The organism is Pseudoxanthomonas putridarboris (assembly GCF_038321125.1).
Lineage (GTDB): Bacteria > Pseudomonadota > Gammaproteobacteria > Xanthomonadales > Xanthomonadaceae > Pseudoxanthomonas_A > Pseudoxanthomonas_A putridarboris.
Window position 1 is genome coordinate 85,795 of the sequence record NZ_JBBWWT010000008.1, and the last position, 21,684, is coordinate 107,478.

Annotated in this window: 24 protein-coding genes; 15 read left to right on the forward strand and 9 right to left on the reverse strand. The window is 67.6% G+C overall.

From position 1 onward, the window contains the following. The first annotated feature begins 98 nt into the window (after positions 1-98). Positions 99-1,475: an alpha/beta hydrolase family protein gene (locus tag AAD027_RS15455; RefSeq protein WP_341726980.1), complete on the forward strand. Its 1,377-nt coding sequence runs from the start codon at positions 99-101 to the stop codon at positions 1,473-1,475. A 340-nt stretch (positions 1,476-1,815) separates the two neighbouring features. On the opposite strand, the gene AAD027_RS15460 is transcribed toward AAD027_RS15455, so the two are convergent. Beyond that, positions 1,816-2,580: a hypothetical protein gene (locus AAD027_RS15460; protein ID WP_341726923.1), complete on the reverse strand. Its 765-nt coding sequence runs from the start codon at positions 2,578-2,580 to the stop codon at positions 1,816-1,818. Between the two features lie 407 nt (positions 2,581-2,987). Between AAD027_RS15460 and AAD027_RS15465 the strand changes: the two genes are divergently transcribed. Next, a complete protein-coding gene (locus AAD027_RS15465; RefSeq protein ID WP_341726924.1) occupies positions 2,988-3,149 on the forward strand; it encodes a hypothetical protein in 162 nt (53 codons plus the stop codon). 99 nt (positions 3,150-3,248) lie between these two features. On the opposite strand, the gene AAD027_RS15470 is transcribed toward AAD027_RS15465, so the two are convergent. Next, the gene (locus tag AAD027_RS15470; RefSeq protein ID WP_341726925.1) at positions 3,249-4,637 is read right to left on the reverse strand and encodes a serine hydrolase domain-containing protein; all 1,389 of its coding nucleotides are present in this window, start codon (positions 4,635-4,637) and stop codon (positions 3,249-3,251) included. A 90-nt stretch (positions 4,638-4,727) separates the two neighbouring features. On the opposite strand from AAD027_RS15470, the gene AAD027_RS15475 reads away from it, so the two are divergent. Together AAD027_RS15475 and AAD027_RS15480 are read left to right on the forward strand one after the other, a co-directional pair. Beyond that, positions 4,728-5,186: a hypothetical protein gene (locus AAD027_RS15475; RefSeq protein WP_341726926.1), complete on the forward strand. Its 459-nt coding sequence runs from the start codon at positions 4,728-4,730 to the stop codon at positions 5,184-5,186. Between the two features lie 316 nt (positions 5,187-5,502). Beyond that, on the forward strand, positions 5,503-6,816 hold the full coding sequence (locus AAD027_RS15480; protein WP_341726927.1) for a hypothetical protein: 1,314 nt from the start codon (positions 5,503-5,505) through the stop codon (positions 6,814-6,816). A gap of 190 nt (positions 6,817-7,006) precedes the next feature. On the opposite strand, the gene AAD027_RS15485 is transcribed toward AAD027_RS15480, so the two are convergent. Continuing rightward, entirely contained in the window at positions 7,007-7,762 is a 756-nt protein-coding gene (locus AAD027_RS15485) for an SDR family NAD(P)-dependent oxidoreductase (protein ID WP_341726928.1), read from the reverse strand. Positions 7,763-7,903: 141 nt separating this feature from the next. On the opposite strand from AAD027_RS15485, the gene AAD027_RS15490 reads away from it, so the two are divergent. The 5 genes from AAD027_RS15490 to AAD027_RS15510 all read left to right on the forward strand — a co-directional run bounded on the left by AAD027_RS15490 (position 7,904) and on the right by AAD027_RS15510 (position 12,934). Further along, positions 7,904-8,794 carry an AraC family transcriptional regulator gene (locus AAD027_RS15490; protein WP_341726929.1) on the forward strand — a complete coding sequence of 297 codons (891 nt, stop codon included), beginning with the start codon at positions 7,904-7,906 and terminating at the stop codon, positions 8,792-8,794. 262 nt (positions 8,795-9,056) lie between these two features. After that, positions 9,057-9,833 carry a hypothetical protein gene (locus tag AAD027_RS15495; protein WP_341726930.1) on the forward strand — a complete coding sequence of 259 codons (777 nt, stop codon included), beginning with the start codon at positions 9,057-9,059 and terminating at the stop codon, positions 9,831-9,833. A gap of 83 nt (positions 9,834-9,916) precedes the next feature. Next, positions 9,917-11,158: a glutamate carboxypeptidase gene (locus tag AAD027_RS15500; protein ID WP_341726931.1), complete on the forward strand. Its 1,242-nt coding sequence runs from the start codon at positions 9,917-9,919 to the stop codon at positions 11,156-11,158. 52 nt (positions 11,159-11,210) lie between these two features. Beyond that, entirely contained in the window at positions 11,211-11,582 is a 372-nt protein-coding gene (locus AAD027_RS15505) for a hypothetical protein (RefSeq protein ID WP_341726932.1), read from the forward strand. 107 nt (positions 11,583-11,689) lie between these two features. Next, positions 11,690-12,934: an MFS transporter gene (locus AAD027_RS15510; protein ID WP_341726933.1), complete on the forward strand. Its 1,245-nt coding sequence runs from the start codon at positions 11,690-11,692 to the stop codon at positions 12,932-12,934. Positions 12,935-12,950: 16 nt separating this feature from the next. On the opposite strand, the gene AAD027_RS15515 is transcribed toward AAD027_RS15510, so the two are convergent. Continuing rightward, positions 12,951-13,502: a mechanosensitive ion channel domain-containing protein gene (locus tag AAD027_RS15515; RefSeq protein WP_341726934.1), complete on the reverse strand. Its 552-nt coding sequence runs from the start codon at positions 13,500-13,502 to the stop codon at positions 12,951-12,953. 220 nt (positions 13,503-13,722) lie between these two features. Here AAD027_RS15515 and AAD027_RS15520 point away from each other — a divergent pair, with 220 nt between their 5' ends. From AAD027_RS15520 to AAD027_RS15530, 3 genes are all read left to right on the forward strand, one after another. Beyond that, positions 13,723-14,154 carry a hypothetical protein gene (locus AAD027_RS15520; RefSeq protein WP_341726935.1) on the forward strand — a complete coding sequence of 144 codons (432 nt, stop codon included), beginning with the start codon at positions 13,723-13,725 and terminating at the stop codon, positions 14,152-14,154. 79 nt (positions 14,155-14,233) lie between these two features. After that, a complete protein-coding gene (locus AAD027_RS15525) occupies positions 14,234-14,629 on the forward strand; it encodes a hypothetical protein (RefSeq protein ID WP_341726936.1) in 396 nt (131 codons plus the stop codon). 223 nt (positions 14,630-14,852) lie between these two features. Beyond that, complete coding sequence (locus tag AAD027_RS15530) at positions 14,853-16,118, forward strand: glycoside hydrolase family 2 TIM barrel-domain containing protein (RefSeq protein ID WP_341726981.1); 1,266 nt, start codon at positions 14,853-14,855, stop codon at positions 16,116-16,118. A gap of 147 nt (positions 16,119-16,265) precedes the next feature. On the opposite strand, the gene AAD027_RS15535 is transcribed toward AAD027_RS15530, so the two are convergent. Beyond that, positions 16,266-16,688, reverse strand: a complete 423-nt coding sequence (locus tag AAD027_RS15535; RefSeq protein ID WP_341726937.1) for a hypothetical protein — start codon at positions 16,686-16,688, stop codon at positions 16,266-16,268. 164 nt (positions 16,689-16,852) lie between these two features. Between AAD027_RS15535 and AAD027_RS15540 the strand changes: the two genes are divergently transcribed. Beyond that, entirely contained in the window at positions 16,853-17,077 is a 225-nt protein-coding gene (locus tag AAD027_RS15540; protein WP_341726938.1) for a hypothetical protein, read from the forward strand. On the opposite strand, the gene AAD027_RS15545 is transcribed toward AAD027_RS15540, so the two are convergent. Next, positions 17,072-17,710, reverse strand: a complete 639-nt coding sequence (locus AAD027_RS15545) for a cysteine hydrolase family protein (RefSeq protein ID WP_341726939.1) — start codon at positions 17,708-17,710, stop codon at positions 17,072-17,074. The genes AAD027_RS15540 and AAD027_RS15545 overlap by 6 nt on opposite strands. A 295-nt stretch (positions 17,711-18,005) precedes the next feature. On the opposite strand from AAD027_RS15545, the gene AAD027_RS15550 reads away from it, so the two are divergent. Beyond that, complete coding sequence (locus tag AAD027_RS15550; RefSeq protein ID WP_341726940.1) at positions 18,006-18,227, forward strand: hypothetical protein; 222 nt, start codon at positions 18,006-18,008, stop codon at positions 18,225-18,227. A gap of 36 nt (positions 18,228-18,263) precedes the next feature. On the opposite strand, the gene AAD027_RS15555 is transcribed toward AAD027_RS15550, so the two are convergent. Both AAD027_RS15555 and AAD027_RS15560 read right to left on the reverse strand, forming a co-directional pair. Further along, the gene (locus AAD027_RS15555; protein WP_341726941.1) at positions 18,264-18,782 is read right to left on the reverse strand and encodes an adenine phosphoribosyltransferase; all 519 of its coding nucleotides are present in this window, start codon (positions 18,780-18,782) and stop codon (positions 18,264-18,266) included. Positions 18,783-18,930: 148 nt separating this feature from the next. After that, positions 18,931-19,464 carry an outer membrane beta-barrel protein gene (locus AAD027_RS15560; protein WP_341726942.1) on the reverse strand — a complete coding sequence of 178 codons (534 nt, stop codon included), beginning with the start codon at positions 19,462-19,464 and terminating at the stop codon, positions 18,931-18,933. A 321-nt stretch (positions 19,465-19,785) separates the two neighbouring features. Between AAD027_RS15560 and AAD027_RS15565 the strand changes: the two genes are divergently transcribed. Beyond that, positions 19,786-20,301, forward strand: coding sequence for a DUF1993 domain-containing protein (locus AAD027_RS15565; RefSeq protein ID WP_341726943.1), 516 nt, complete (start codon positions 19,786-19,788; stop codon positions 20,299-20,301). A 52-nt stretch (positions 20,302-20,353) separates the two neighbouring features. Here AAD027_RS15565 and AAD027_RS15570 read toward each other — a convergent pair whose 3' ends face one another. Further along, positions 20,354-21,616 (reverse strand): RNA polymerase sigma factor, encoded by a 1,263-nt coding sequence (locus AAD027_RS15570; RefSeq protein WP_341726944.1) that lies wholly within the window; start codon positions 21,614-21,616, stop codon positions 20,354-20,356. Positions 21,617-21,684: the final 68 nt, after the last annotated feature.

Below are 21,684 nucleotides of genomic sequence, written 5' to 3' on the forward strand. Positions count from 1 at the left end.
GGCGGGACGCCATGTCGCTGTGACAGCCTCCCATTGTCGCTGGCCTGACGGGCCGGCGTTTCGGGTCCCTGGGGAGCGGTGAATCCGGCCCGGTGAACATGACGGATCATTCGCGGGAAGAAGACATGCGCATCAGGACATCGTTGTTGAAGATTGTGGCACTCGCGGGCTTTTTGCTGACCGCATCGGCAGTTGCATCCGAACAGCAACGGCCGGTCGCCTCGCGACTTCCTTGCGAGGTAGGCAGCTACCTGATGACGGACGGCACTTCGCTCGACATTGGTCCAGGCGCTCAAGGGCAGCTCCGTTGGAGGCGCCCGGATGGGCGTACCGGTGCGCTCACGCCGCAGGGCAATGGCCGATGGACCAGTACTCTGGGTTGGACATCCTGGCCCGACGGGCACCATGTCGCCATTCGCGACTGCGCGCGTGGAAATATCCGCTTCGATGATGTCGCGGGTCGGCGATTGCCTCTGGTCGAGATCGACACGCGTTTCCAGGGCAGCGGGATTGTTCTCGCCGGGCGATTGACGTTACCCCCGGGCGAGGCACGTGTCCCGATCGTCGTGCTGATCCATGGCTCCGAGAATTCCTCGGCACTCGAGCGATATTCGCTGCAGCGTGAATTCGCCAGCGCGGGCATCGGCGTGTTCGCGTACGACAAGCGCGGCACGGGTGCTTCGGAAGGGCGCTACACGCAGGACTACCTGACGCTGGCGATCGACGCGATCCATGCCACCCGCGAGGCGCGCCGTCTCGCGGGCGCGCGTGCGGGGCGCGTGGGATACCAGGCGGGCAGCCAAGGAGGCTGGGTGGCTCCGCTGGCGGCGCGGATAGAGCCGGTGGACTTCGTCATCGTGAGCTTCGGGCTGGCCGTCTCGCCGCTGGAGGAAGACCGGGAGGCGATCGAGTTCGACATGGAGCGTGCGGGCTACGGCCCGGAGATCAAGGCCAAGGCCATGGAAATCGCCGATGCCGCGGCGGCCATCATCGAGAGCGACTTCACCGAGGGCTACGAACGGCTGGAGGCCGTGAAGACGAAGTACGGCGGCGAACCATGGTTCGAATCGGTCCGGGGCAACGTCACCGGTTACCTGCTTGCCACGCCCCCCGAGACGATCCGCGGAGAAGGCCCCCGACTGCTCGAAGCCGTCCCGGCCCATTACGATCCGCTGCCGGTGCTCGTCAACCTCGAAGTTCCCCAGCTATGGATATTCGGAGGGCAGGATCGCGATGCGCCTCCCCATGAAACCCGTCGTCGCCTGGCCACGCTGAGAAGCGCCGGCCGCCCGATCGCGACGGCGGTCTTTCCCGATGCCGAGCATGGCATGTACGAATTCGAGGAGGGTCCCGACGGAGAGCGCCTCTCGACGCGGCAGCCGGAGGGTTACCTCGACATGATGAAGGATTTCATCAATACGAGGATGCGGGCCTCCGAGTACGGAAGCGCGGAAGTATCGGCTGGGCAACCTTGAATCGCGTGGAAGTGCGATCCTTGCGATCCGCATCCGCTTCTGGTCGCGACCGCGTGCGGACGCCCGGATGTCCTCCGCTCACAAGGCGACGGGCCATGACTCGGCGATGCCCCGTCGGCGCGCGGCGGCTCGGGTCGGGCCGATCTCTTGACAACGACGTTACCGCAGCCGGTGACCATGGCAGCGAGGCCGGATCCGCAGGCGAGTGGCCGCTGCTGCAGCGCAATGGCTGAAATCACTCTTGAAGGCGTGAAAGTGTCGGCTTCGATTCATACGTTGGTATTGACAGAACCTCCGCAACCAATCCGCAACCCGCAAGACGGGTTGCGGCATTGTCGTCTCAAAGAGACTGCGCCTGCAGCAGTGCATCCCTGCCAGCGGACGTAAGCGTACTGCCATATCCTGTGACTGAGCGACCGCTACAACTGACTCGCACTTCAAAGGCGGCACCAACGATCCCGGCGGATACAATGGAGCACTTCCTGTCGATGGATGCTCCAAGTTCGGCGAAGCCGAGCGTGTTCTGGGCTGCATCGGTTGCGGTAGAGCCAATGCCGCCAATCGTGCTGGCGCGCCCTGTGCCGCCTGATGTGCTGGGATAACCGCAGCCGAAGTTGGTGATATAGCCGCCCGGAATGACTTTCGTTTCCGATGAATCACAACGATAGCCATTGGATGCCGCGTAAAGTTGGGCAAAACCAAAGATGTTGTTCCCGGCATCCGTCAATGTCGTTCCGACACCACCTACGTGGCTGGAACGTCCGGTGGTTCCGTCGCTGTTGGGTCTACTGCAGCCGAAACTGACTACGAATGCGCCTGGTCCACCGCTGTAACTAGAGTAAGAACAGCGGACGTCGTACTGGAGGAGGGAAGCGATGGCGTTTGCATTGCTTGTGGCCGTATCCATGGTCGTGCCGATACCGCTGATGCGCTTCCCATCGCAAGTAAGGCTGACGACGAAACCACCTTGTAGAACCTGTGAAGATGCGCTGCCGCAAGTGACTTGGGGAGTAACGATCGGATTTGCGGCCATCGTGAATGGAGATGCGAAAAGTGTTGCGAGACAGAGGGAGGCAATCGATACAGTTTGCTTTAGCTGACTCATGCGATTTCCTTATGCGTGCTGTAATACTGCTGTTAGTTAGTACGCCCCACTATCGCGGGACGACGACCCGGTTGAGCCTAGACAGTCATAGCACTTTTTTGTCGCATGTATGCCAAGGAAGCGCCTAGGTAAATGCATTCCTGTTAAGTGCGTCACTTAATTACGAGGGCTTGGTAGCCGCCTACATGTCATCTCCTCCAAGCCCGTGTAGCACATCATGCGAAGGCAGGGCGCAGGGCCCGCTTGTTGCTGCGATCTCCAGCCACGCAAACGGCTTACCTCTCATTGCGCATCAAATCCGAATGTGGACTACACACGGTGCTGCATACGATGGATCACCTATCAAGGAGCACCGCCATGCTCCCGTCTACCCGTGAACAGATCATCCCGTAACTCGACCACGTGGAGTGGACACCGCGCTGGAAGCGTCAGAAGTCGGCAAGGCCGCTATCATGTACGGCGCTCTGGACTGGTTCGCCGATAACCGGCTGGAGGAGGTCGCCGATGCTTTCCAAGGCCATTACCGCAAGCGCTCACAGGCGACCCGCGAACGGCACGATATTTTCTGATTTTCGTTTCCATGGGCAGGCTCCCGCCTGGCGAATGAGAGCTTAACTTGGGTTCGCCTCATCGAACGGGTATGCCGCGCACGCCGCATGCGTGTCCCTTCACTCCACCGCCTTCGCCACCTCCGCGGTGAACGCGGCGATGTCGAAACGGGTGCCGGCAGGGTCTTCGCCGCGGCGGACGATGACGAGCTTGCGGCTGGGCACGACGATCACGTACTGCCCGCGGTTGCCGAACGCTCCGAAGGCGTCGGCGGGCACGCCGGGCGAGCCGTTGAGCAGCCACAGCGTGGCGCCGTAGCCGAAGTCGCCGTTGGGCGGCTGGGGGCCGGTCGGCGACGTGGCGTGCTTCACCCAGCCTTCCGGCAGCAGGCGTTGTCCCTGGAACACGCCATCGTCCTGGTACAGCAGGCCCAACCGCGCCAGGTCGCGCGCCGTGCTCCACACCTGGCTGGACAGCACGTAGTTCCCGCGCCAGTCCGTTTCCGGCACCGTGCGGGTCATGCCGATCTTCCACAGCAACTGGGTGAACGGATACGCCAACGCTCGCGCGTCGTCGCCGATCCGTTCGCGCAGCCCGCGCACGGCCAGCACGGTGTCGTTGTTGGCATAGCGGAACATCGAGCCCGGAGGCGCCTGCAGCGGTCCCGCCACCGCATCCTGGTCCACCGTCGCGCCGCCGAAGTACAGCGCATCGGTGCGATTGCCGGAGGCGCTGCTGTACAGGCCGCTGGACATGCGCAGCAGCTGGTCGGTGGTGATGGCCGCACGCGGGTCGCCCGGCGCCCGCCATGCCGCCAGCGCCACCGGTTGCGCCGGGTCCATCGTGCCTTGCCCCGCCGCCACGCCCAGCAGGGTGCCGGCCAGGCTCTTGGCCACCGACCAGGTACGTTGCGAGACGTGCGGGCCGAAGCCTTCGCGGTAACGTTCCAGCACGATGCGCCCCTGCTGCACGACGATCACGGCGGTGGTGCGGTGGCGCTCGCCGTACTGCGTGCCGTCGAAGGCGCCATCCACGCTGTGTGCCAGGGTGCGCGCGTCGCCGCGCAGGCGGCCGGTCGCGTTCCTGTCGCCCAGCGGCCACGGCTTGCCGTCCAGTTCCGGTGCGGCGTCGTCGAAGCGCGGCAGTGTGGCCACCGCATCGGCCGTGGCGCCGATCGGCAGCTGCGCGCAACCCAGGTTCGGCCGCCATGCCGCCACGCGCGGCGGCAGCGCGTCGTCGAACGGCACCGCCACCTGCTTGCGTGCGGTATCCACTTCGGCGGGCAGCGTCGGCACCAGCGCGTCGTATTCGGGATAGATGCCGGTCAGTTCCAGCGCCTCCACCTGCGCCGCCGTGCGGCCGGCATTGAACAACCCGCTGCATAGCGTCAGCGCCTTGTACCCCGCCGCGATGGCGCGCTCATGCGCATCGGCGGGCCTGGGCTGCGCCTGGGTGGAGGCGGAAGCGGAAACCAGCAGGCACAGCAGCAGGACGGCGGGGCGTTTCATGGCGAGAGGGTCCTTGAAGCAAGGCAGGCGCAGGACCTACATTGTGCCCGCGGACGATGGGCCGCGACGCATGCCCAGGGGGAGACAGGGATGAATGTTCTGAAGGCGGGGATGGCCGTCATGGTCATCACGGTGGCGGTGCTGGCATTGCGCGAATACGTGCCGAAGCAAGCCGTGCAGGCGGTCGTGGACAAGGTGTCCGGCAATGCCGCGCCGGCCGCGCGCGGCGACAGCCGACACGGCTTCGTGGACATACCGCTGCCGGATGGCCAATCGGGCTACCACGTGGTGATCTTTGCCCCGCCGAACTGTCCTTCCGAAGCGGCGCGTCGCGCCGATCTGCTGGCGCAGTACCTGGACCGGGAAGGCATCCCCTATGCGCGGGCGAGCAGCGCCGACTTCAGCACGCTGCGCTCGCAGGAGGAAGCCAATCGCGTCATGGCGGTGATGAACGGCAGCATCCCGGTCGTGTTCGTGCGGCATCGTGCCCGCGCCAACCCGAGTCCCGACGACGTGGTGGCCGAATACCGCGCGGGCGGATCGAGCTGATCCGTCTGCTGCAGAAAATGGAGAGTGCGCTTGCATGCGCTCATGCCGCGACGCGCGCCTGTCCATCGCGGCTACATGCATTTACCTTGTCCGAATTCGCTTGGCTTGGGCGTTGTACCAAGAGCAAGACGGCACGCGACGCCCTGGATCCGATAGCCCGAGGATGGCGTACACCGTGAAGGTGCATCCGCTGGGGCTGCCGGCCATGCTTCAGCGGCATCGCGTTGGTATCCCGAGGGTGGCTTGATCGCCGAAGGACGGAGTCAGGACGATGCGTACGGATATTCGGGTTGCGCCTGTTGTGCGGCATCCGGGGATGTTGTTCCTGCTGGCCGCGAGCCTCGTCTTCGCCGATGCGGCCAGTGCACAGAGCAGCAGCGAAATGCGCAGGCTGCAGGACGTGATAGCGAAACGCCCCGTCGACAAGCTGGTGGTTCCCACGCACCACGATGCGATCGCAGGCACGCGTGTCGTTGCGACGGACCGCGACGTTGCCGGGCCGAGCCAGGCGATCGGGGCGGCCCGGCGGCAGGTGCCGGGCGTGGCGGTGCCTGCCGGCGTTCCGGTCGGTGCCGTCCCCTCGCGTCCATCCGGCGCGCAACGGCTGCCGGCCGGACTCTACAGCGTGGCCTTGAGCAAACCCGAAGAGCAGGTCGCATCGAGGGCCGTGCAAGCGCTGCAAGCCGATCCGCGCAACGCGGGCACGGCCATCGCCGTGTTTCCGAACCTCATCCGGGACGTCGGCGCGGACCAGAGCGTCGCCCACTTCAAGCCCTACGTCATGACGGGCGGGCCATTGAAATATCAGCCGCAGACGGGCGCCTTCGTCGGTTACCTGCGGGTGGGTGTGGCCGCCGTCGACAAGCCAGGAAGCCAGGAACTTTCCGCGCCGCTCACCTTCCAGGTGCTCGAACAGGATGTCGCATCGCCCGGGCACGTCAGCCTGGAACGGACGAGTCCACCGTACGCGACGATAAACATCGCCACGGCGGATGCGATCGAGCCCTTCATCGTGCGGGTCGCCTCGCAATTCGTCCCGGACGGCGTGCCGGTCAGTTTCACGGTCAACCCCACGCTGTTCCTCAAGCTCGACCGCCGGACCATCCAGGGGTATGGACTCGAGACCACGCGGGTAAGCGTCGCCGTCATGGGCATCGAGAATCCCAAGGACCGGGTGGTGACCTTGCAGGCGGATCCGTCCGCGCACCTGGCCAGCGCACAGCTCAGGCTCGACGGTTCCGGCCATGCCGAGACCCTGCTGCGGTCCGACGGTACCGGTCCATCGACGATAACGGCCTCCATGCCGGGCTTGGCCAATGCCACCGCGCCGATCGACTATGCGCCGCCCTGGAGAACCATCATCGCGTCGGCGCTGGGCGGACTGCTGGGCGGCGGCGTCCGGCTGGCGTCCACCGTCAAGCAGTCCCGGCGATTCGGGCGCGGATTGATCGCCATCCTGATGTCCATGCTGGTGGGAGTCATGGTGCTCGGGCTGGCGGTGCTGGGCGTGAACGTACTGCCGATATCCTTCCCCGTGCGGGTGGGGGAGGTGTTCTCGTTCATCGTCTCGGCGGTGGGGGCATTCGTCGGTGTCTCGGCGCTCAAGGGGTTCGTCGCGCAGGAAACATGAGCAGCCGTTTTCCTGTACGAACGAAAGGGCAGGGCGGAAGGTGCACGAGGTCCTGAACAAGTCGGAGACCAAGTCCCACCCGCAGCGATGAACGCATCGCACAGGCGATGCATCCCGTCCGCGCGACTGCATCGCGTGCAGAGGAAACGGGCGACCCTGCCGGGGCCGCCCGCGGCGTCCGGCGGACCGGTCAGATCGCCTGGCCACCGGAGACCTCGATCCGCTGCGCGTTGATCCAGCGGTTGTCCCGGGCCAGCAGGCTGGCGATCATCGGGCCGATGTCGTCCGGCACGCCGACGCGGCCCAGCGCGGTCATGTCGGCGAAGACCTTGTTGAGGTCGGGCATGTCGCGCACGGCGCCGCCGAGGAAGTCGGTCTCGATCGCGCCGGGCGCCACCGTGTTGACCGCGATGCCGCGGTTGCCCAGTTCCCTGGCCAGGTAGACGCTCAGCACTTCCACCGCGCCCTTCACCGCCGAATAGGCGGAGAAGCCGGGGTAGGACACGCGGGTCAGCCCGCTGGACAGGTTGACGATGCGGCCACCGTCGGCGATCGCCGGCAGCAGCGCCTGGGTCAGGAAGAACACGCCCTTGAAGTGCACGTCGACCAGATGATCGAACTGCGCCTCGGTGGTATCGGCGAACGGCGCCATGTCGCCGTGGCCGGCGTTGTTGACCAGGTGGTCGAAGGTATCGCGTCGCCAGGTCTGGCGCAGACTCGCGCGCAGGCGCTCGGCGAAGGCGGGGAAGCTGGCCACGTGGCCGGTGTCGAGTTGCAGGGCCAGGGCCTTGCGGCCCATCGCCTCGATCTCCGCGACGACGGCCTGCGCGTCCTCGGCGCGACTGTGGTAGGTGAGGACGACGTCGCCGCCGCGGCGGGCGATGCTCAGCGCGGTGTTGCGGCCAAGGCCGCGGCTGGCGCCGGTGACGAGGGTGATGGTGTTCATGGTCGGACTCCTGGGGCGTGCTGGATGGGACGGCGCCACTTTCGTGCCCAAGCCATTCGCGCGGTTGCTGGAATCTCGACGTTCCTTGCCTGATCCTGCGAACGGCCCCGCGCGGCCGCGGCGCCGGAGTAGGCTTTCCCCATGACCTCCTTGCTCGAAGCCGTCCGCCACCATGCGGACGCCCATGCCGACAGCGCCGGCGTGGCGCGTACTCCCATCGCCGGCCTCACCACCGTGCGCGCCACCGCGCCCAGCGGGTTGGACTACGCGATCTCGCGCCCGCTGGCCTGCCTGGTGCTGCAGGGCAGCAAGCACGTCGCGATGGGCAGGCAGGCCTTCGCCTTCCGTGCGGGCGATTCGCTGCTGATCACCGCCGATGTACCCACGGTCAGCCAGATCACCGGCGCCAGCGCCGCCGCGCCGTACTTCTCGCTGGTGCTGGAACTGGACCCGGCGGTGATCGCCGACCTGGCCACGCAGATGGAAGCGCACTCCGAGGCCGACCACGCGCCCGTGACGGTGGAGCCGACCGATGGCGAAGTGGCCGATGCGGCGTTGCGGTTGATGCGCCTGCTGGAGCGGCCGGCCTCGGTGCCGGTATTGCAGGCGCAGCTCGTGCGCGAGATGCATTACTGGCTGCTGGCGGGCCGGCACGGGCCGGCGATCCGGCGCCTGGGCTGGCCGAACGGCAACGCGCAACGCGTGGCGCGGGCCGTGGCGGTGCTGCGGAGCGAGTTCGCGCATCCGTTGCCGGTCGAGCGGCTGGCCGCGGTGGCCGGGATGAGCCCATCGTCGTTCCACCAGCACTTCCGCGCGGTGACTTCGCTGTCGCCGTTGCAGTTCCAGAAGCAGTTGCGCCTGATCGAAGCGCGGCGGTTGATGCTGTCGCAGGGCGTGACGGCGAGCAGCGCGGCGTTCGCGGTCGGCTACGAGAGCGTGCCGCAATTCACCCGCGAGTACGGCCGGATGTTCGGCCGCCCGCCGGTCCGCGACGCGGCGGCGGCGAAGGACCGGGCACGCGCGTCCGTCTGAGTCGCCGGCATCGGTGCCACCACTGGCGCGGTGTGTTCGACAAGCAAGATAGAGGTCGGAGCATGTTCTTGTTCGCTCTGTTCGGACGTTGCGGAGCGAACTGCGGGACGGATGATGACGCCGACCCGTGGATTTCACTTCCGGATGGATGGCAGGCCCGGCGGCGGGCTGGTATAAGTGCGCGGGAAGCCGCCGGGAGGTTGGACAGGGGCCGAGGGCGGCGACTGGGATCGTGGTTCGTTGAACCATCGGGAGGGATGGCATGTCGGCCTTGTGGCGCGGGATGGTGCTGGTCGCCCTTGCAGTGCTGTCGCACGCGGCACGGGCGCAGGCCGCGGACAACGAAGCGTGGTCGTTCCGCATCGCTCCGTACCTGTGGGGTTCCGCGATCGACGGCAACGTCGCGCACGCACGATTGCCGATCGATCTGCATGCGAGCATGAGTTTCGGCGACGTCTGGGACAACCTGGACGTCGGCGCGATGGGCACGTTCGAGGCACGCAAGGGCAGGTACGGGATGCTCGCGGACGGGATGCTGGCCAAGCTTTCCACGACGGTCCACGCGCCGGTCGCCGGCGCGGCCTTGCCGGTCAGGCTCAAGACGCGCACGGCGACCGGCCTGGTGGCGTTCCAATACGGCTGGCTCGAGAACGACGACGGATACCTGGATCTCGTCGCGGGCGTGCGCGTCTGGTCGGCGCGCACGCGATTGGCCTACTCCATTCCCGTTCCCGTGCCGCCGCCCGTGCCGCAGCAATATTCCGGCTCCCAGCAGGAGCGGTGGGTCGACCTGCAGGTCGGCATCAAGGGCCGGCGCGCGTTTTCCAACCGGATGTTCGTGGGCGGCTGGGCCTTGGCCGGCGCGGGCGAGTCCGATCTGTCGACGGACGTCATGCTGCTGGCGGGATACGACGTCAACGAGCGGCTCTCCGTCGTCGCGGGCTATCGCTGGCTTTCGACGGACTACGAGACGTCGAGCGGATTCAAGTTCGATACGACGATGCAGGGGCCGGGAATGGGCCTCGAATACCGGTTCTGACATCGTCCCATCGTCCAGCCACTTCCAGTCGCAGGAGTCGAACCATGGGTATCGCAAGCAAGTCGCTGTCTGCAGGTCTCGTCATGCTGGGCGTCGCGGGATACGGCGTGCTGGCCCACGCATCGGAAGCCGACCAGCGCCTCCTGGAGGCCGCCCGCGCCGAGCAGCCCGCGGTCGTCGCCACGCTAGGCGAGCTCGTCACCATCGAATCGGGTTCGGCGGATCGCGAGGGACTCGGGAAACTGGCGACGTACCTCGAAGGGCGCCTGAAGAACCTCGACGCGGAGGTGGACCGTGTCGCGTCGCTGACGGGCGGGCCGGACATCGTCAGGGGCGTGCTCGAAGGCCGCGGCGCGCTCAGGATCATGCTGATCGCGCACACCGATACGGTGTACGACAAGGGAATCCTCGAGACCGAACCCTACCGCCAGGAGGGAAACCTGCTGTACGGCCCGGGCATCGCCGACGACAAGGGCGGCGTGGCGGTCATCCTGCATGCGTTGGCCCTGCTGAAGGAAAGGGGCTGGAACGACTACGCCCGGATCACCGTGCTGTTCAATCCGGACGAGGAGATCGGTTCGCCCGGATCGGGCGAGACGATCGCCGCACTCGGCGAACAGCACGATGTCGTGTTGTCGTTCGAACCGTCCCCGGCCAAGGCGGTCATCAAGGACGAGGGCGTGCTGTTGAGCGCGGCGGGCACTTCCGAAGTCAGGATGAAGGTGCAAGGTCGCTCAGCGCACGCCGGCGCCGCGCCCGAGCAGGGCCGCAACGCACTGGTCGAACTGGCGCACCAGATCCTGCAAACCCGCGATGTCGCGACAGGCGTCGAGGGCGCCCAGTTGAACTGGACCACGGCGTCCGCGGGCACGGTGCGCAACCAGATCCCCGAAAGCGCGGAGGCCGGCGGCGACGTGCGCGTTTCGGAAGCGGATGCGAACGACAGGCTGCTGGCCGCCCTGCAGGCCAAGGTCCGGGAAAGCAGCGTGGTGCCCGATACCACGACCACCGTGACCCTCGACCCCAAGCGCCCGATCTACGTGGCGGGAGACAAGGGCAGGGCCCTGGCCGATCTCGCGAAGAGCATCTATGCCGAACTCGACGGCAGGAACCTGCTCATGCACCCGACCACCAACGGCGGGACCGATGCCGGTTTCGCCGGTCGCTCGGGGCATCCGGCCGTCCTGGAGGGCCTCGGACTCGCCGGTTGGGGTTACCACGCCAAGGACGAGTACATCGAGATCGATTCCATCCCGCCGCGCCTGTATCTCGCTTCCAGGATGCTGATCGAATTGGGCAAGCGGGCGAACGCGCAGTCTCCATGAGCATCGTTCCGCGCATCCCGGCAACCCATGGCAGCGGAGGGAGCCGGCACGGATGAAGGATCATGTGCCTCCCCTGCTGCGGGGGATCGGGTTCCTGTTGGTGCTGCTGACCAGCCTGGTGGTGGGCGTGACGGAGCACCGCGCCGATGCCGAACTGCGGGCCAGGATGGCGCATGCGAAAGCCAGGGTGGATGCCGAGGCCGCGGCATCGCTGGAAAACCGTCAGCTCGATGCCATCGCCACCGAGATCCGGTTGCTGCGGCTGCAGTTGCAGGAAGACGATCTTGCCGACAAGGTTTTCGAGAATCCGTGGTTCCAGTTCATCGGCACGCTCGGCACCGCCTTGGTGGCCCTGTCGTTTCTCTACGAGGCGCGGACGAAGTGGCCGCGACGATCCGATCCCGGACAGCCCCCTTTGCCTTGAGTCTCCCTATCCGGGAATCGCGCCCGATCGTTCGTCGGTGCAGCGCATTCAATGCAGCGTTCCGGCGGCGGGATCGACCGTTCTGCTGCGTTGCAGCATAATGCGCCATGTCCCCCGTTTCCCCCGCTGCGGTTGCCGACCCCGCCACCGGCCTGACGCCGCGCCAGGTGGGGCTGATCCTGTTCGCGCTGACGCTGGGCGGATTCGCCATCGGCACCAGCGAGTTCGCCAGCATGGGGCTGATGCCCAACATGGTGGTGTCGCTGGGCGTCAGCGAACCGCAGGTGGGCCACCTGATCAGCGCCTATGCGCTGGGCGTGGTCGTCGGTGCGCCGCTGCTGGCGATCATCGGCGCGGGCTGGAAGCGCAAGACGCTGCTGCTGGCGCTGATGGGCTTCTACGCGCTGGGCAACCTGGCCAGCGCGCTGGGACCGGACTACCACAGCCTGTTGCTGTTCCGCTTCATCGCCGGCCTGCCGCACGGCGCGTACTTCGGCGTGGCGGCGCTGACGGCGGTGGCGATCAGTCCGCCGCACAAGCGCGGGCGCGCCGTCAGCCTGGTCATGCTGGGATTGACGTTGGCGATCCTGATCGGCAATCCGTTGGCGACGTGGCTGGGGCAGGTCGTGGACTGGCGCTGGGTCTTCGCGGCGGTGGCGCTGATCGCGCTGGCCACCGTGGTCTTGCTGGCCATCTGGCTGCCGGCGCGCATCGACGGCCCGAAGCCGAAGCCGCGGGACGAACTGCGTGCGTTCCACCGCCTGCCGGTGTGGCAGGCGCTGGGCATCGGCGCGATCGGGTTCGCCGGCATGTTCGCGGTCTTCAGTTACCTCGCGCCGACCATGCTGGAAGTGACGCGCGTGTCGCCGGCGTGGATTCCGCTGGGATTGGCCGGGTTCGGCGTGGGCGGGGTGATCGGCAACTTCGCCGGCGGCTGGCTGTTCGACCGCTTCAAGCTGCGCGGCGTGCCGCTGGTGCTGGGCTGGGCGCTGGCGATGCTGCTGCTGTTCCCGCTGATGGCGAAGGGGCTGCCGACGATCCTGCTGGCGACGGTCGCCATTGGCCTGATGGGCGCGCTGGGACCGATCCTGCAATCGCACCTGATGGACGTAGCCGGCGATGCGCAGACGCTGGCGGCCGCCTCGCACCACGCCGCATTCAACACCGCCAACGCGCTCGGGCCCTGGCTGGGCGGCATGGCGATCACCGCCGGCTACGGCTGGACCTCCACCGGCTACGTCGGCGCGGCCACCGCGCTGGGCGGGTTGCTGCTGTATGCGTGGGCGCGCCGGACCGCGCGCGCCGGGGCCGCCCGGCTGCCGCCATCGGTGGCGTGCGGGTCGCGCCCGTGAGCGCGGGTGCCGCCGATCATTCCGGTGCGGCGGCGGCGGACGGAGAACCGCTGCGCCAGCGGCGCGTGGTGCGCTGGAAGAACTGGCTGTTGGGAATCTGCAGCACGGTGTCGCCGCGCGCGGCGTCTTCTTCCAGCAACGTGGTGTAGAGCAGGTTGATGTCGATGACGCGGCCGCGCAGGCCGGGCTTGTCGCCGCTCTCCAGTACCTCGATGTGGTCGTGCACGCGGAACGGGCGCGTGGTCAGGATCAGCACGCTGCAGAAAATGTTGGACAGCACGCTCCACGCGGCGAAGAACGCCACGGCGGCCACCGCGGTGAAGCCCGTCAGCGCCGTCCACAGCACGCTGCTGGACACGCCCAGCCGGCCCAGCGCGAGCATCGTGGCCGAGGCGTAGATCACCACCCCGATCAGCCGGCGCGCGCTGATCGCCACCTCGGCCGGCAATTGGTAGCGGTCGCATACGCGCCGCACCACGCCGCGCAGCAGGCGCCGCAGCAGCCAGGCCGCCAGCAGGATGGCCAGCGCCTCGGCCACCGGCACGGCGACCTCGGCCCAGTCGCGCATCCAGTCCGGGAGCGATGACGGTATCGACGCGACTGGGCGGGCAGGGGAGGCGGGCGATGCCGCGACGGCGGCGCTGATCGGATTCCACATGCCTACAGGGTGACGCCGCGCCGGTGTCGGGTCAATCCGGCGCGGGCGCCCACGGATCGGACGAATGCGCCGGCTACGCAGCGTGGCGCATATCATTGGGCGCAATTCGCATTCACGGGAGATCGTGCGGATGGCCGCATCGCGGACCGCAGTGCCGGTGGAATTCGTCGAGAAGCTGCGCGCGATCTGCCTGGCGTTGCCCGGCGTCTACGAGGAAGCGGCGTGGACGGGCACGCGCTGGATGATCGGGAAGCGCAACCTGGCGCACGTGGTGATGATCGACCAGGGCTGGCCGCCGGCCTACGCCAAGGCTGCGGGGTCGAACGGGCCGCTGGCGGTGCTGACCTTCCGCGTGCCGCAAGGCCAACGGGAGGCGATGGTCTTCAGGCAGCGGCCGTTCTTCAAGCCGGTCTGGTGGCCCGACATCGCCGGTGTCGCGCTGGATGCCGGCACCGACTGGGACGGGATCGCGCGACGGCTGGCCGACAGCTATCTGGCCCTGGCGCCGAAGCGCCTGATCGTCGATGCCATCGACCACGGAGCACGCACGAAGCGCGTGTGATCCGTTCCGGGTGGCGTGGTGCCCTGCGAGGGGAATTCGGGCACGATGGATGCCTTGGCCTGGTCACGCGGGAATCGCCATGTCGCTGAAACGCAAACTCGTCTTCGCGCTGCGCTCGCTGCTCGCGCTGGCGCTGGCCTTCGTCGTGGTGCAGGTCGTCAACCTGGCGGGCATGTGGCTGGCGCAGGCATCGGGATGGCCGGCGGGCGGCGATCCGCGATTGGCGTGGGACCTGCTGTGGGTGTTCCTGGCCGGCGTGGCGGCCACGTGGACCGCGGTGAAGCTGGCGCCCGGCGCGCCACGCGGGCATGCCATCGCCTTCTTCGTGCTGGCGCTGGTCATCGACGTGGTGGCGGTGGCGCAGTTGGGCGATGGCTGGCCGTGGTGGTTCAGCACCGGCATCCTGCTGACCCTGCCGTTGCAGGTGTGGCTGGGCGCATGGCTGGCGCTGCGGAAGCGCGCCGCCAGCGGCTGACGCGCGCGGGACGTTTCCTGGCACATCCATCGCGGACGCGCCACCGCGCCTGATCCATCCGCACATGCGGGATGAAGTGCGCAAGCGCCATGCGCGCAGCGTGAATCCGGGCAGGCCGTCCACCATGGCATCATGCCGGCTTCCTGGTGTTCCATCCGGTCGGAGGCTAGCCCGCATGTCCATTCGTTCCGTGCTGTTGGTCGCGCTGTTGTCGTGCGTTCCGATGATCGCTTCCGCGCAGCACGCGAAGGCCGGCGAGGGACCCGCGCAGGTGCGCATCGTGCAGGAGGAGGGCCGCTACCGGCTCCTGGTCGATGGCCAGCCGTTCCACGTGAAGGGTGCCGGACTGGCGAACGGCGACCAGGAGGAACTGGCCGCGCGCGGCGGCAATTCCTTCCGCACCTGGAGCACCGGCACCGACCGCGAGGAAGTGCTGGCCATGCTGGATCGCGCGCGGCGCAATGGCCTGATGGTCGCCATGGGCATCACGGTGGGCAACGAGCGCCATGGTTTCGATTACGACGACGCCGATGCCGTAGCGGAGCAGCTGCAGCGCATCCGCACCGAGGTGGAACTCTACAAGGACCACCCGGCCGTGCTGATGTGGGTGGCGGGCAACGAGCTGAACCTGGAATACAGCAACCCCGCCGTGTGGGATGCGGTGGGCCGGATCGCCGACATGATCCACCAGGTCGATCCGAATCATCCGGTGATGACCACGGTGGCGGGTTTCGACGCGAAGTTGATCGACCTGCTGAAGACGCGCGCCGGTTCGCTGGACCTGATCGGCATCCAGCTGTACGGCGACATCGGTGAGTTGCCCGGGAAACTGCGCGCCAGCGACTGGACCGGCCCCTACATCGTCACCGAATGGGGTCCCACCGGGCACTGGGAAAGCCCGCTGACCACGTGGCAGGCGCCCATCGAGGACGATGCCTCGCGCAAGGCGCAGCTGTTGCAGGAGCGCTACGAGCGGGTGATCGCCGCCGACACGAAGCAGGGGCTGGGCTCATATGTGTTCCTGTGGGGCGACAAGCAGGAACGCACGCCCACCTGGTACGGCCTGTTCCTGCCCAGTGGAGAAACCACGCCGGCGGTGGATGCGATGCAGTACGTGTGGACCGGCCGCTGGCCCGACAACCGCGCGCCGTCGATCCGTCCGTTGCGGCTCGATGGCCGCGTCGCGCTGGACAGCGTCACCCTGCGGCCCGGCGTTTCCTGTGAAGCGCGGGCCGACGCGGAGGACAGCGACGGCGATGCGCTGAGCTATCGCTGGACGGTGCTGCGCGAGAGTACCGCCAGTACCATCGGCGGCGATCGCGAAGACGTGCCGCCGCAGGTGCCGCTGCGCATGGACGAAGACGGCAAGGGCGGCCTGCGTTTCACTGCGCCGGAAGCACCGGGCAACTATCGCCTGTTCGTGGAAGTCCACGACGGCAAGGGCCATGCCGCCTACGCCAATCTTCCCTTCCGGGTGGAGGCCCGCTAGCTGGAAGCGGCAAGTCGTGCGCTGAGCGCACTGGCAAGCCGGCGGCTTCGCCGCCTGTAAAGGGCAGGGACGAGTGCTGTCGCTTCTGGTTTACAGGCGGCGAAGCCGCCGACTTCCCTCCTTACCCCTTACCCTGCGGGGCGGCCCTCAATCCGCCCGGCGGCGGTACACGCCCACGTTGGTGTAGGGCCGTCCGTTGCTGAGGTGGCCATGCATGCGGATCACCAGTGTGTCCGGGTCGACCAGTTCGCGCTCGGACCATTGCACCTGGTGGCCGTCGTGCCATGTCGCCGAATGCAGTTGCGTGGGCGACACCGGCTGGAAGCTCAGCGCATCCACCTGCGGCGTGCTGTGGTACGGATAGGGCTTGCCGTCGGCGGGCCCGCTGAACGCGGCGCGATAGCGCTTGCCGGTGGCGCTGATCCACTCCGAGGCGATCGACAGCGTGCCGTCGATGTCGTAGTCCAGCTGGTAACGGGCGCTGCGCGGCGGCCGCCCCAACTGGTAGTCGCACTGCTCGGGAAGCAGTTGCCAGGTGCCGGCCAGGCCGGTGTTCACGTTCGCGTTCATGCGCGCTCCTTGCAGGGAAATCGGGGCCTGGCGTCGGCCCGCGAACGTCATGCTAGCCAGTACCCGGGGTAGGGCGGGTGCCAACGCGGTCGCAAATTCCATTCCTCGCCGCAGGCACCCGCGCGCAACGCAAAAGCAATGGATGAATCGTGAGAGGGAGTGCGATGGGCGCCGCATCGCACCTGTGCGCCCGTGCCATTCCCGTCAACGAACCGTCGCGTGGCATCCCGCCGATGCGCGGCGCCGACGGCATGGGCGCGGGCAAGCGCGAGGCGAAGCATCGGCTTCAGCATGGTTATGCGGAGGTTGGCGGAAATTGGCCGGCCCGGGCGATGATGCCGGCGGCGCCCTCTTGGGAAAAGGAGGACAAGAGGGTCACAACCTCATGACGGCGTACAGAGCGCGTGCAGCAGTTGCGCCGTGGTCAGCACGCGGTGCGCGAACGTCGGCGCGTTGACCTCGTGCGCGGCATGCATGGCCTCCGCGCTGATCGCCGCGGTGGCATCGCGCACGAGGGTGACGTGGTAGCCCAGTTCCGCGGCGACGCGGCCGGTGGTCTCGATGCAGGTGTTGGCGATCAGCCCGACCAGGATCAGGTGGCTGATGTGGTGCTGCTTGAGCAGGTAATCCAGGTCGGTGTTGGCGAAGCCGCTGGCGCCCCAGTGCTCTTTCGCCACGATGTCGCCGGGTTGCGGCGCGAATTCCGGATGCCAGTCGCCGCCCCAGCTGTCCTTCGCGAACGGCTGCATGCGCGCGGCGCCCAGCTGGTACGGCGTGGGATGGTCCCAACCACGGAAGTCGTCGGGTTCGGCGCGATGGTGGGGCACGATGAAGACGGGCAGGCCCGCCTCGCGGACGGCATGGGAAATCCTGCGCAGGTGTACATGCAGGTCCACGCTGCGCGCGACCTCCGATACCAGCGGCCAGAGCTTGCCGCCTTCGGACAGGAAGTCGTTGTAGGGGTCGATGAACAGCAGTGCGGTACGGCCGGCGGGATAGCCGGGGGTGTCGTGGAAAGGCATGCGCTGCTCCTGCGTGCGCCGACACATGGCTGTCGTGCCGGCAGGATTGTCCCGGCGCAATGGCGTGGGATTGCACTGGCGTGCGGTACATCGTCAGCGGCATGCCCCGGCGAACCGGCGGGGAAGCACCGGCACGTCCTGCGTCCAGGCCAGCGGGCGGAAGCGCGCGCCGGGCTGCCTGTGGACATTTCCCCACGATGCGGCCCGGCCGATACGGCCCGCTTACGATTTCATTCGCCGCGCTTAACAAGCCCGCGCGTACGCTGCGCCCGTGTCCGGTCCGGGAGCGAAGACGATGACGACGCATACCTTCATCGCGCAGGATGAATCGGGCCGGCGTTGCCGGATCCAGGTGACGCGCGACGCGGCCGACGCCGCATCCCGTGCAGGGGCAGCATCCTCGCCCGATCATGCGCCGGTCTATGTGCTCGAAGACGGCAGCCGTGTACGGCGCATCGACAACGACACCTTCCAGGTCATCGCCACCGGCGCCTACGTCACCCGGGTAGCCGAGTAAACCGGCTGTCCAGCGCGCAGCCGTGGCGGCGGGGCGTCAGAAAACGGCCGATGCGTGCAGTGGCGCCGCGTGCGGCCAGGTGGCGCGGGCCTCGAGGAACGCGAGTTCGACCAGCACGCTGGCGCCCGCCACCTGTGCGCCCTGTTGCTCGACCAGGTGGATGGCCGCCTTCAGCGTGCCGCCGGTGGCCAGCACGTCGTCGACCACGATGACCCGCGCATCGGGCGGCAATGCGTCGGCATGGATCTCCAGCCGGTCGCGGCCGTATTCCAGCCCGTAGTCCAGCGCCAGTGTGTGCGCCGGCAGTTTGCCCGGCTTGCGGACCGGCACGAATCCCACGCCCAGTTCGTGCGCCAGCGCGGCGCCCAGGATGAAACCGCGCGCCTCAACGCCCACCACCGCATCCAGCTCCGCATCGCGCCACGGCAACGCCAGGTCGGCGATCGCGCCGGCAAGGCCGCGCGCATCGGCCAGCACCGGCGTGATGTCCTTGAACAGGATGCCCGGCTGCGGAAAGTCGGGAACGTCGCGGATCAGGGTGGTCCAATGGGGCATGCGCAGGTCGCCTGACAGGGCGCACGATGCTAACGCAGTCCGAGGTGCAGGGGCGAACGGAAGGCATCCCGGAAGATTCAGCATCTCTTCCCATAAAAAAGCCGCCGGGATTGCCGGCGGCCTTGGGGTCCGGTTTCCGTCGTGCGGCTCAGAAGTCGTAGCGGACCTGCAACTGCGCCAGATCCAGGTCGGCATCCTCGATCTCGAAGCGGCTGTACTCGCCGCGCAGTGCGACCTTGTCGTTGAACCGGTACTGCAGGCCCACGCCATAGGTCGGGTCGGTGCCGCTGTCGTCGCGGGTGCCGGTCACGCCCGGCAGGGCGGTGTCCAGATCCCAGCGCTGGAAGCCGGCCTTGGCGTAGCCGGAGAACTTCTCGGTGAACGGCACGGTGCCGACGGCGGTCAGGTAGACCGAGCTGGCTTCCAGGTTGCGGCCTTCGCCTTTGGATTCCAGCTTGCCCAGGTCGGCATAGCCGCCTTCCAGGCCGAACCAGCGATTGAACTGGTAGCCACCGAAGACGGAGAACGCAGTGTCTTCATCGTCGTAACTGCCTTCATCGACCAGCGACTGGCCCGCGCCGACACCGGCGTAGAAACCCTTGTCGGCGGCCTGTGCGCCGAACGCGGCGGCGCCGACCAACATGGCGGCGAAGGTACGGGACAATATCTTGTTCTTGTTCATTGCGGTTGAACTCCTGCAGGGCACACCGCGCGGGGGAGGGAGTGGCGGTGTTTCCAGCGACGGGTCCTGGCGGAATGCCTGGGCAGCCATCGTTGCGAGGACAAGATGGGCGCACGCGGACGCCATCCAATGGCGTGGATGGCGACGCACTTTCCCGTGGATGGAACGACTGCGATTCAGCGTCCGTAACGGCGTCGCGCGCTATGGCGCCGCGCGTTTGAAGATGCGGCATGGATTCCGGGATGCACTCTCCCGGCATGGACGACTAATCAAACGAGAGGACCGGCGATATGCTCGCGACCTTTCCCATCCGTGAATCCCATGAGCCCATCCCTGTCGATGTACCAGGCTTCCGTTCCTGTTTTCGTCCGTGCCCTGCGCAACCTCAAGCATGTGCTGGAAAAGGGACAGGCCCATGCGCAGGAGCGCGGCTTCGACGCCGGCGTGTTGCTGCAGACGCGCCTGTACCCGGACATGCTGCCGCTGTTGCGCCAGGTGCAGAACGCCACCGACACCGCCAAGTTCGGCGCGGCGCGGTTGGCCGGCGTCGAGTCGCCGAAGTTCGACGACGACGAAACCAGCTTCGCCGAGCTGTACGCGCGGCTGGACAGGGTCATCGACTACCTGGGGAGGTTCGACGAAGCCGCCTTCGCCGGCAGCGAGACGCGTGCGATCACCTTGCCGACGCGCTCGCGCGGCGAGCTGAAGTTCGACGGACGCGGTTACCTGCTGGGCTTCGCCACGCCCAACCTGTATTTCCATGTCAGCACCGCCTACGCCATCCTGCGCCACAGCGGCGTGCCGGTGGGCAAGCGGGATTTTCTGGGCGACCACTGACGGCGGGCGCTGCCTGCGCTGGCGCGGTCTTGCTGTTTCGGCGCGTCGTCCGCTAGGAAAGGCACTCCTTCGCCCGTCCCAGCAGCAATGCCTGCTCGCGCGCGTTGCGCGTCATCGCGGCGGCGCGCTCGAACTCCGCGCGCGCTTCGTCCTTCCTGCCCAGCTTGAACAGCAGATCGCCGCGCACGCTGGGCAGCAGGTGGTACTGCTTCAACGCCGCTTCTTCGCCCAGCTTGTCCACCAATGGCAATGCGCTGGCCGGTCCGGTCGCCATCGACACCGCCACCGCGCGGTTCAGTTCCACCACCGGCGATGGCGTCACCCGCGCCAGTGCGGCGTACAGCGTGGCGATGCGCGGCCAGTCGGTTTCGTCGGCGCTGCGCGCCCGGGCATGGCAGGCGGCGATGGCGGCCTGCAAGGCATACGGGCCGAACGCGCCGCCCAGTTGTTCCGCCCGCTCGAGTGCGGCCAGGCCGCGGTTGATCAGCAGACGGTCCCAGCGCGCGCGGTCCTGTTCCAGCAGCAGCACCGGCTCGCCGTCCTCGCCCACGCGCGCATGCAGGCGCGAAGCCTGGATTTCCATCAGCGCGACCAAGCCGTGCACTTCCGGCTCGCGCGGCGCCAGCGCCGCCAGCATGCGGCCCAGGCGCAAGGCTTCCTCGCACAAGGCCGGGCGCGTCCAGTGGTCGCCGCTGGTGGCCGAGTAGCCTTCGTTGAACACCAGGTAGACCACGCCCAGCACCGACGACAGCCGTTCCTGCAATTCGGCGCCGCGCGGCACTTCGAACGGCACCTTCGCCTCGGACAGCGTGCGCTTGGCGCGCACGATGCGCTGGGCCACCGTCGGCTCCGGCACCAGGAACGCGCGCGCGATCTCGTCGGTGGCCAGGCCGCACAGCAGGCGCAGCGTCAATGCCACGCGCGCTTCCATCGACAGCACCGGATGGCACGACACGAACACCAGCCGCAGCAGGTCGTCGTCGATGTCGTGTTCCAGCGCTTCCTCTTCGCGCGCACGGCGGTCGTCCTGCACGTCTTCCAGTTCGTGCGCCAGTTCCCCGTGCTTGCGCTCCAGCAGTTGCAGCCGGCGCAGCCGGTCGATGGCGCGGCGTTTGGCCGTGGTCATCAGCCAGGCCCCCGGATTGTCGGGCACGCCGTCATCGGGCCAGGTCTCCAGTGCGGCGACCAGCGCGTCCTGCGCCAGTTCCTCGGCCAGGCCCACGTCGCGCACCATGCGCGCCAGGCCGGCGATCAGGCGGGCCGATTCGATGCGCCAGACGGCGTCGATCGCGCGGTGGGTGGCGGACGTCTGCATGGCGCGCATCACACCACGGCGCCGCGGCCGGGGAAAGCTGCGGTGCACCGTGCGGCGGGATGGAGCGG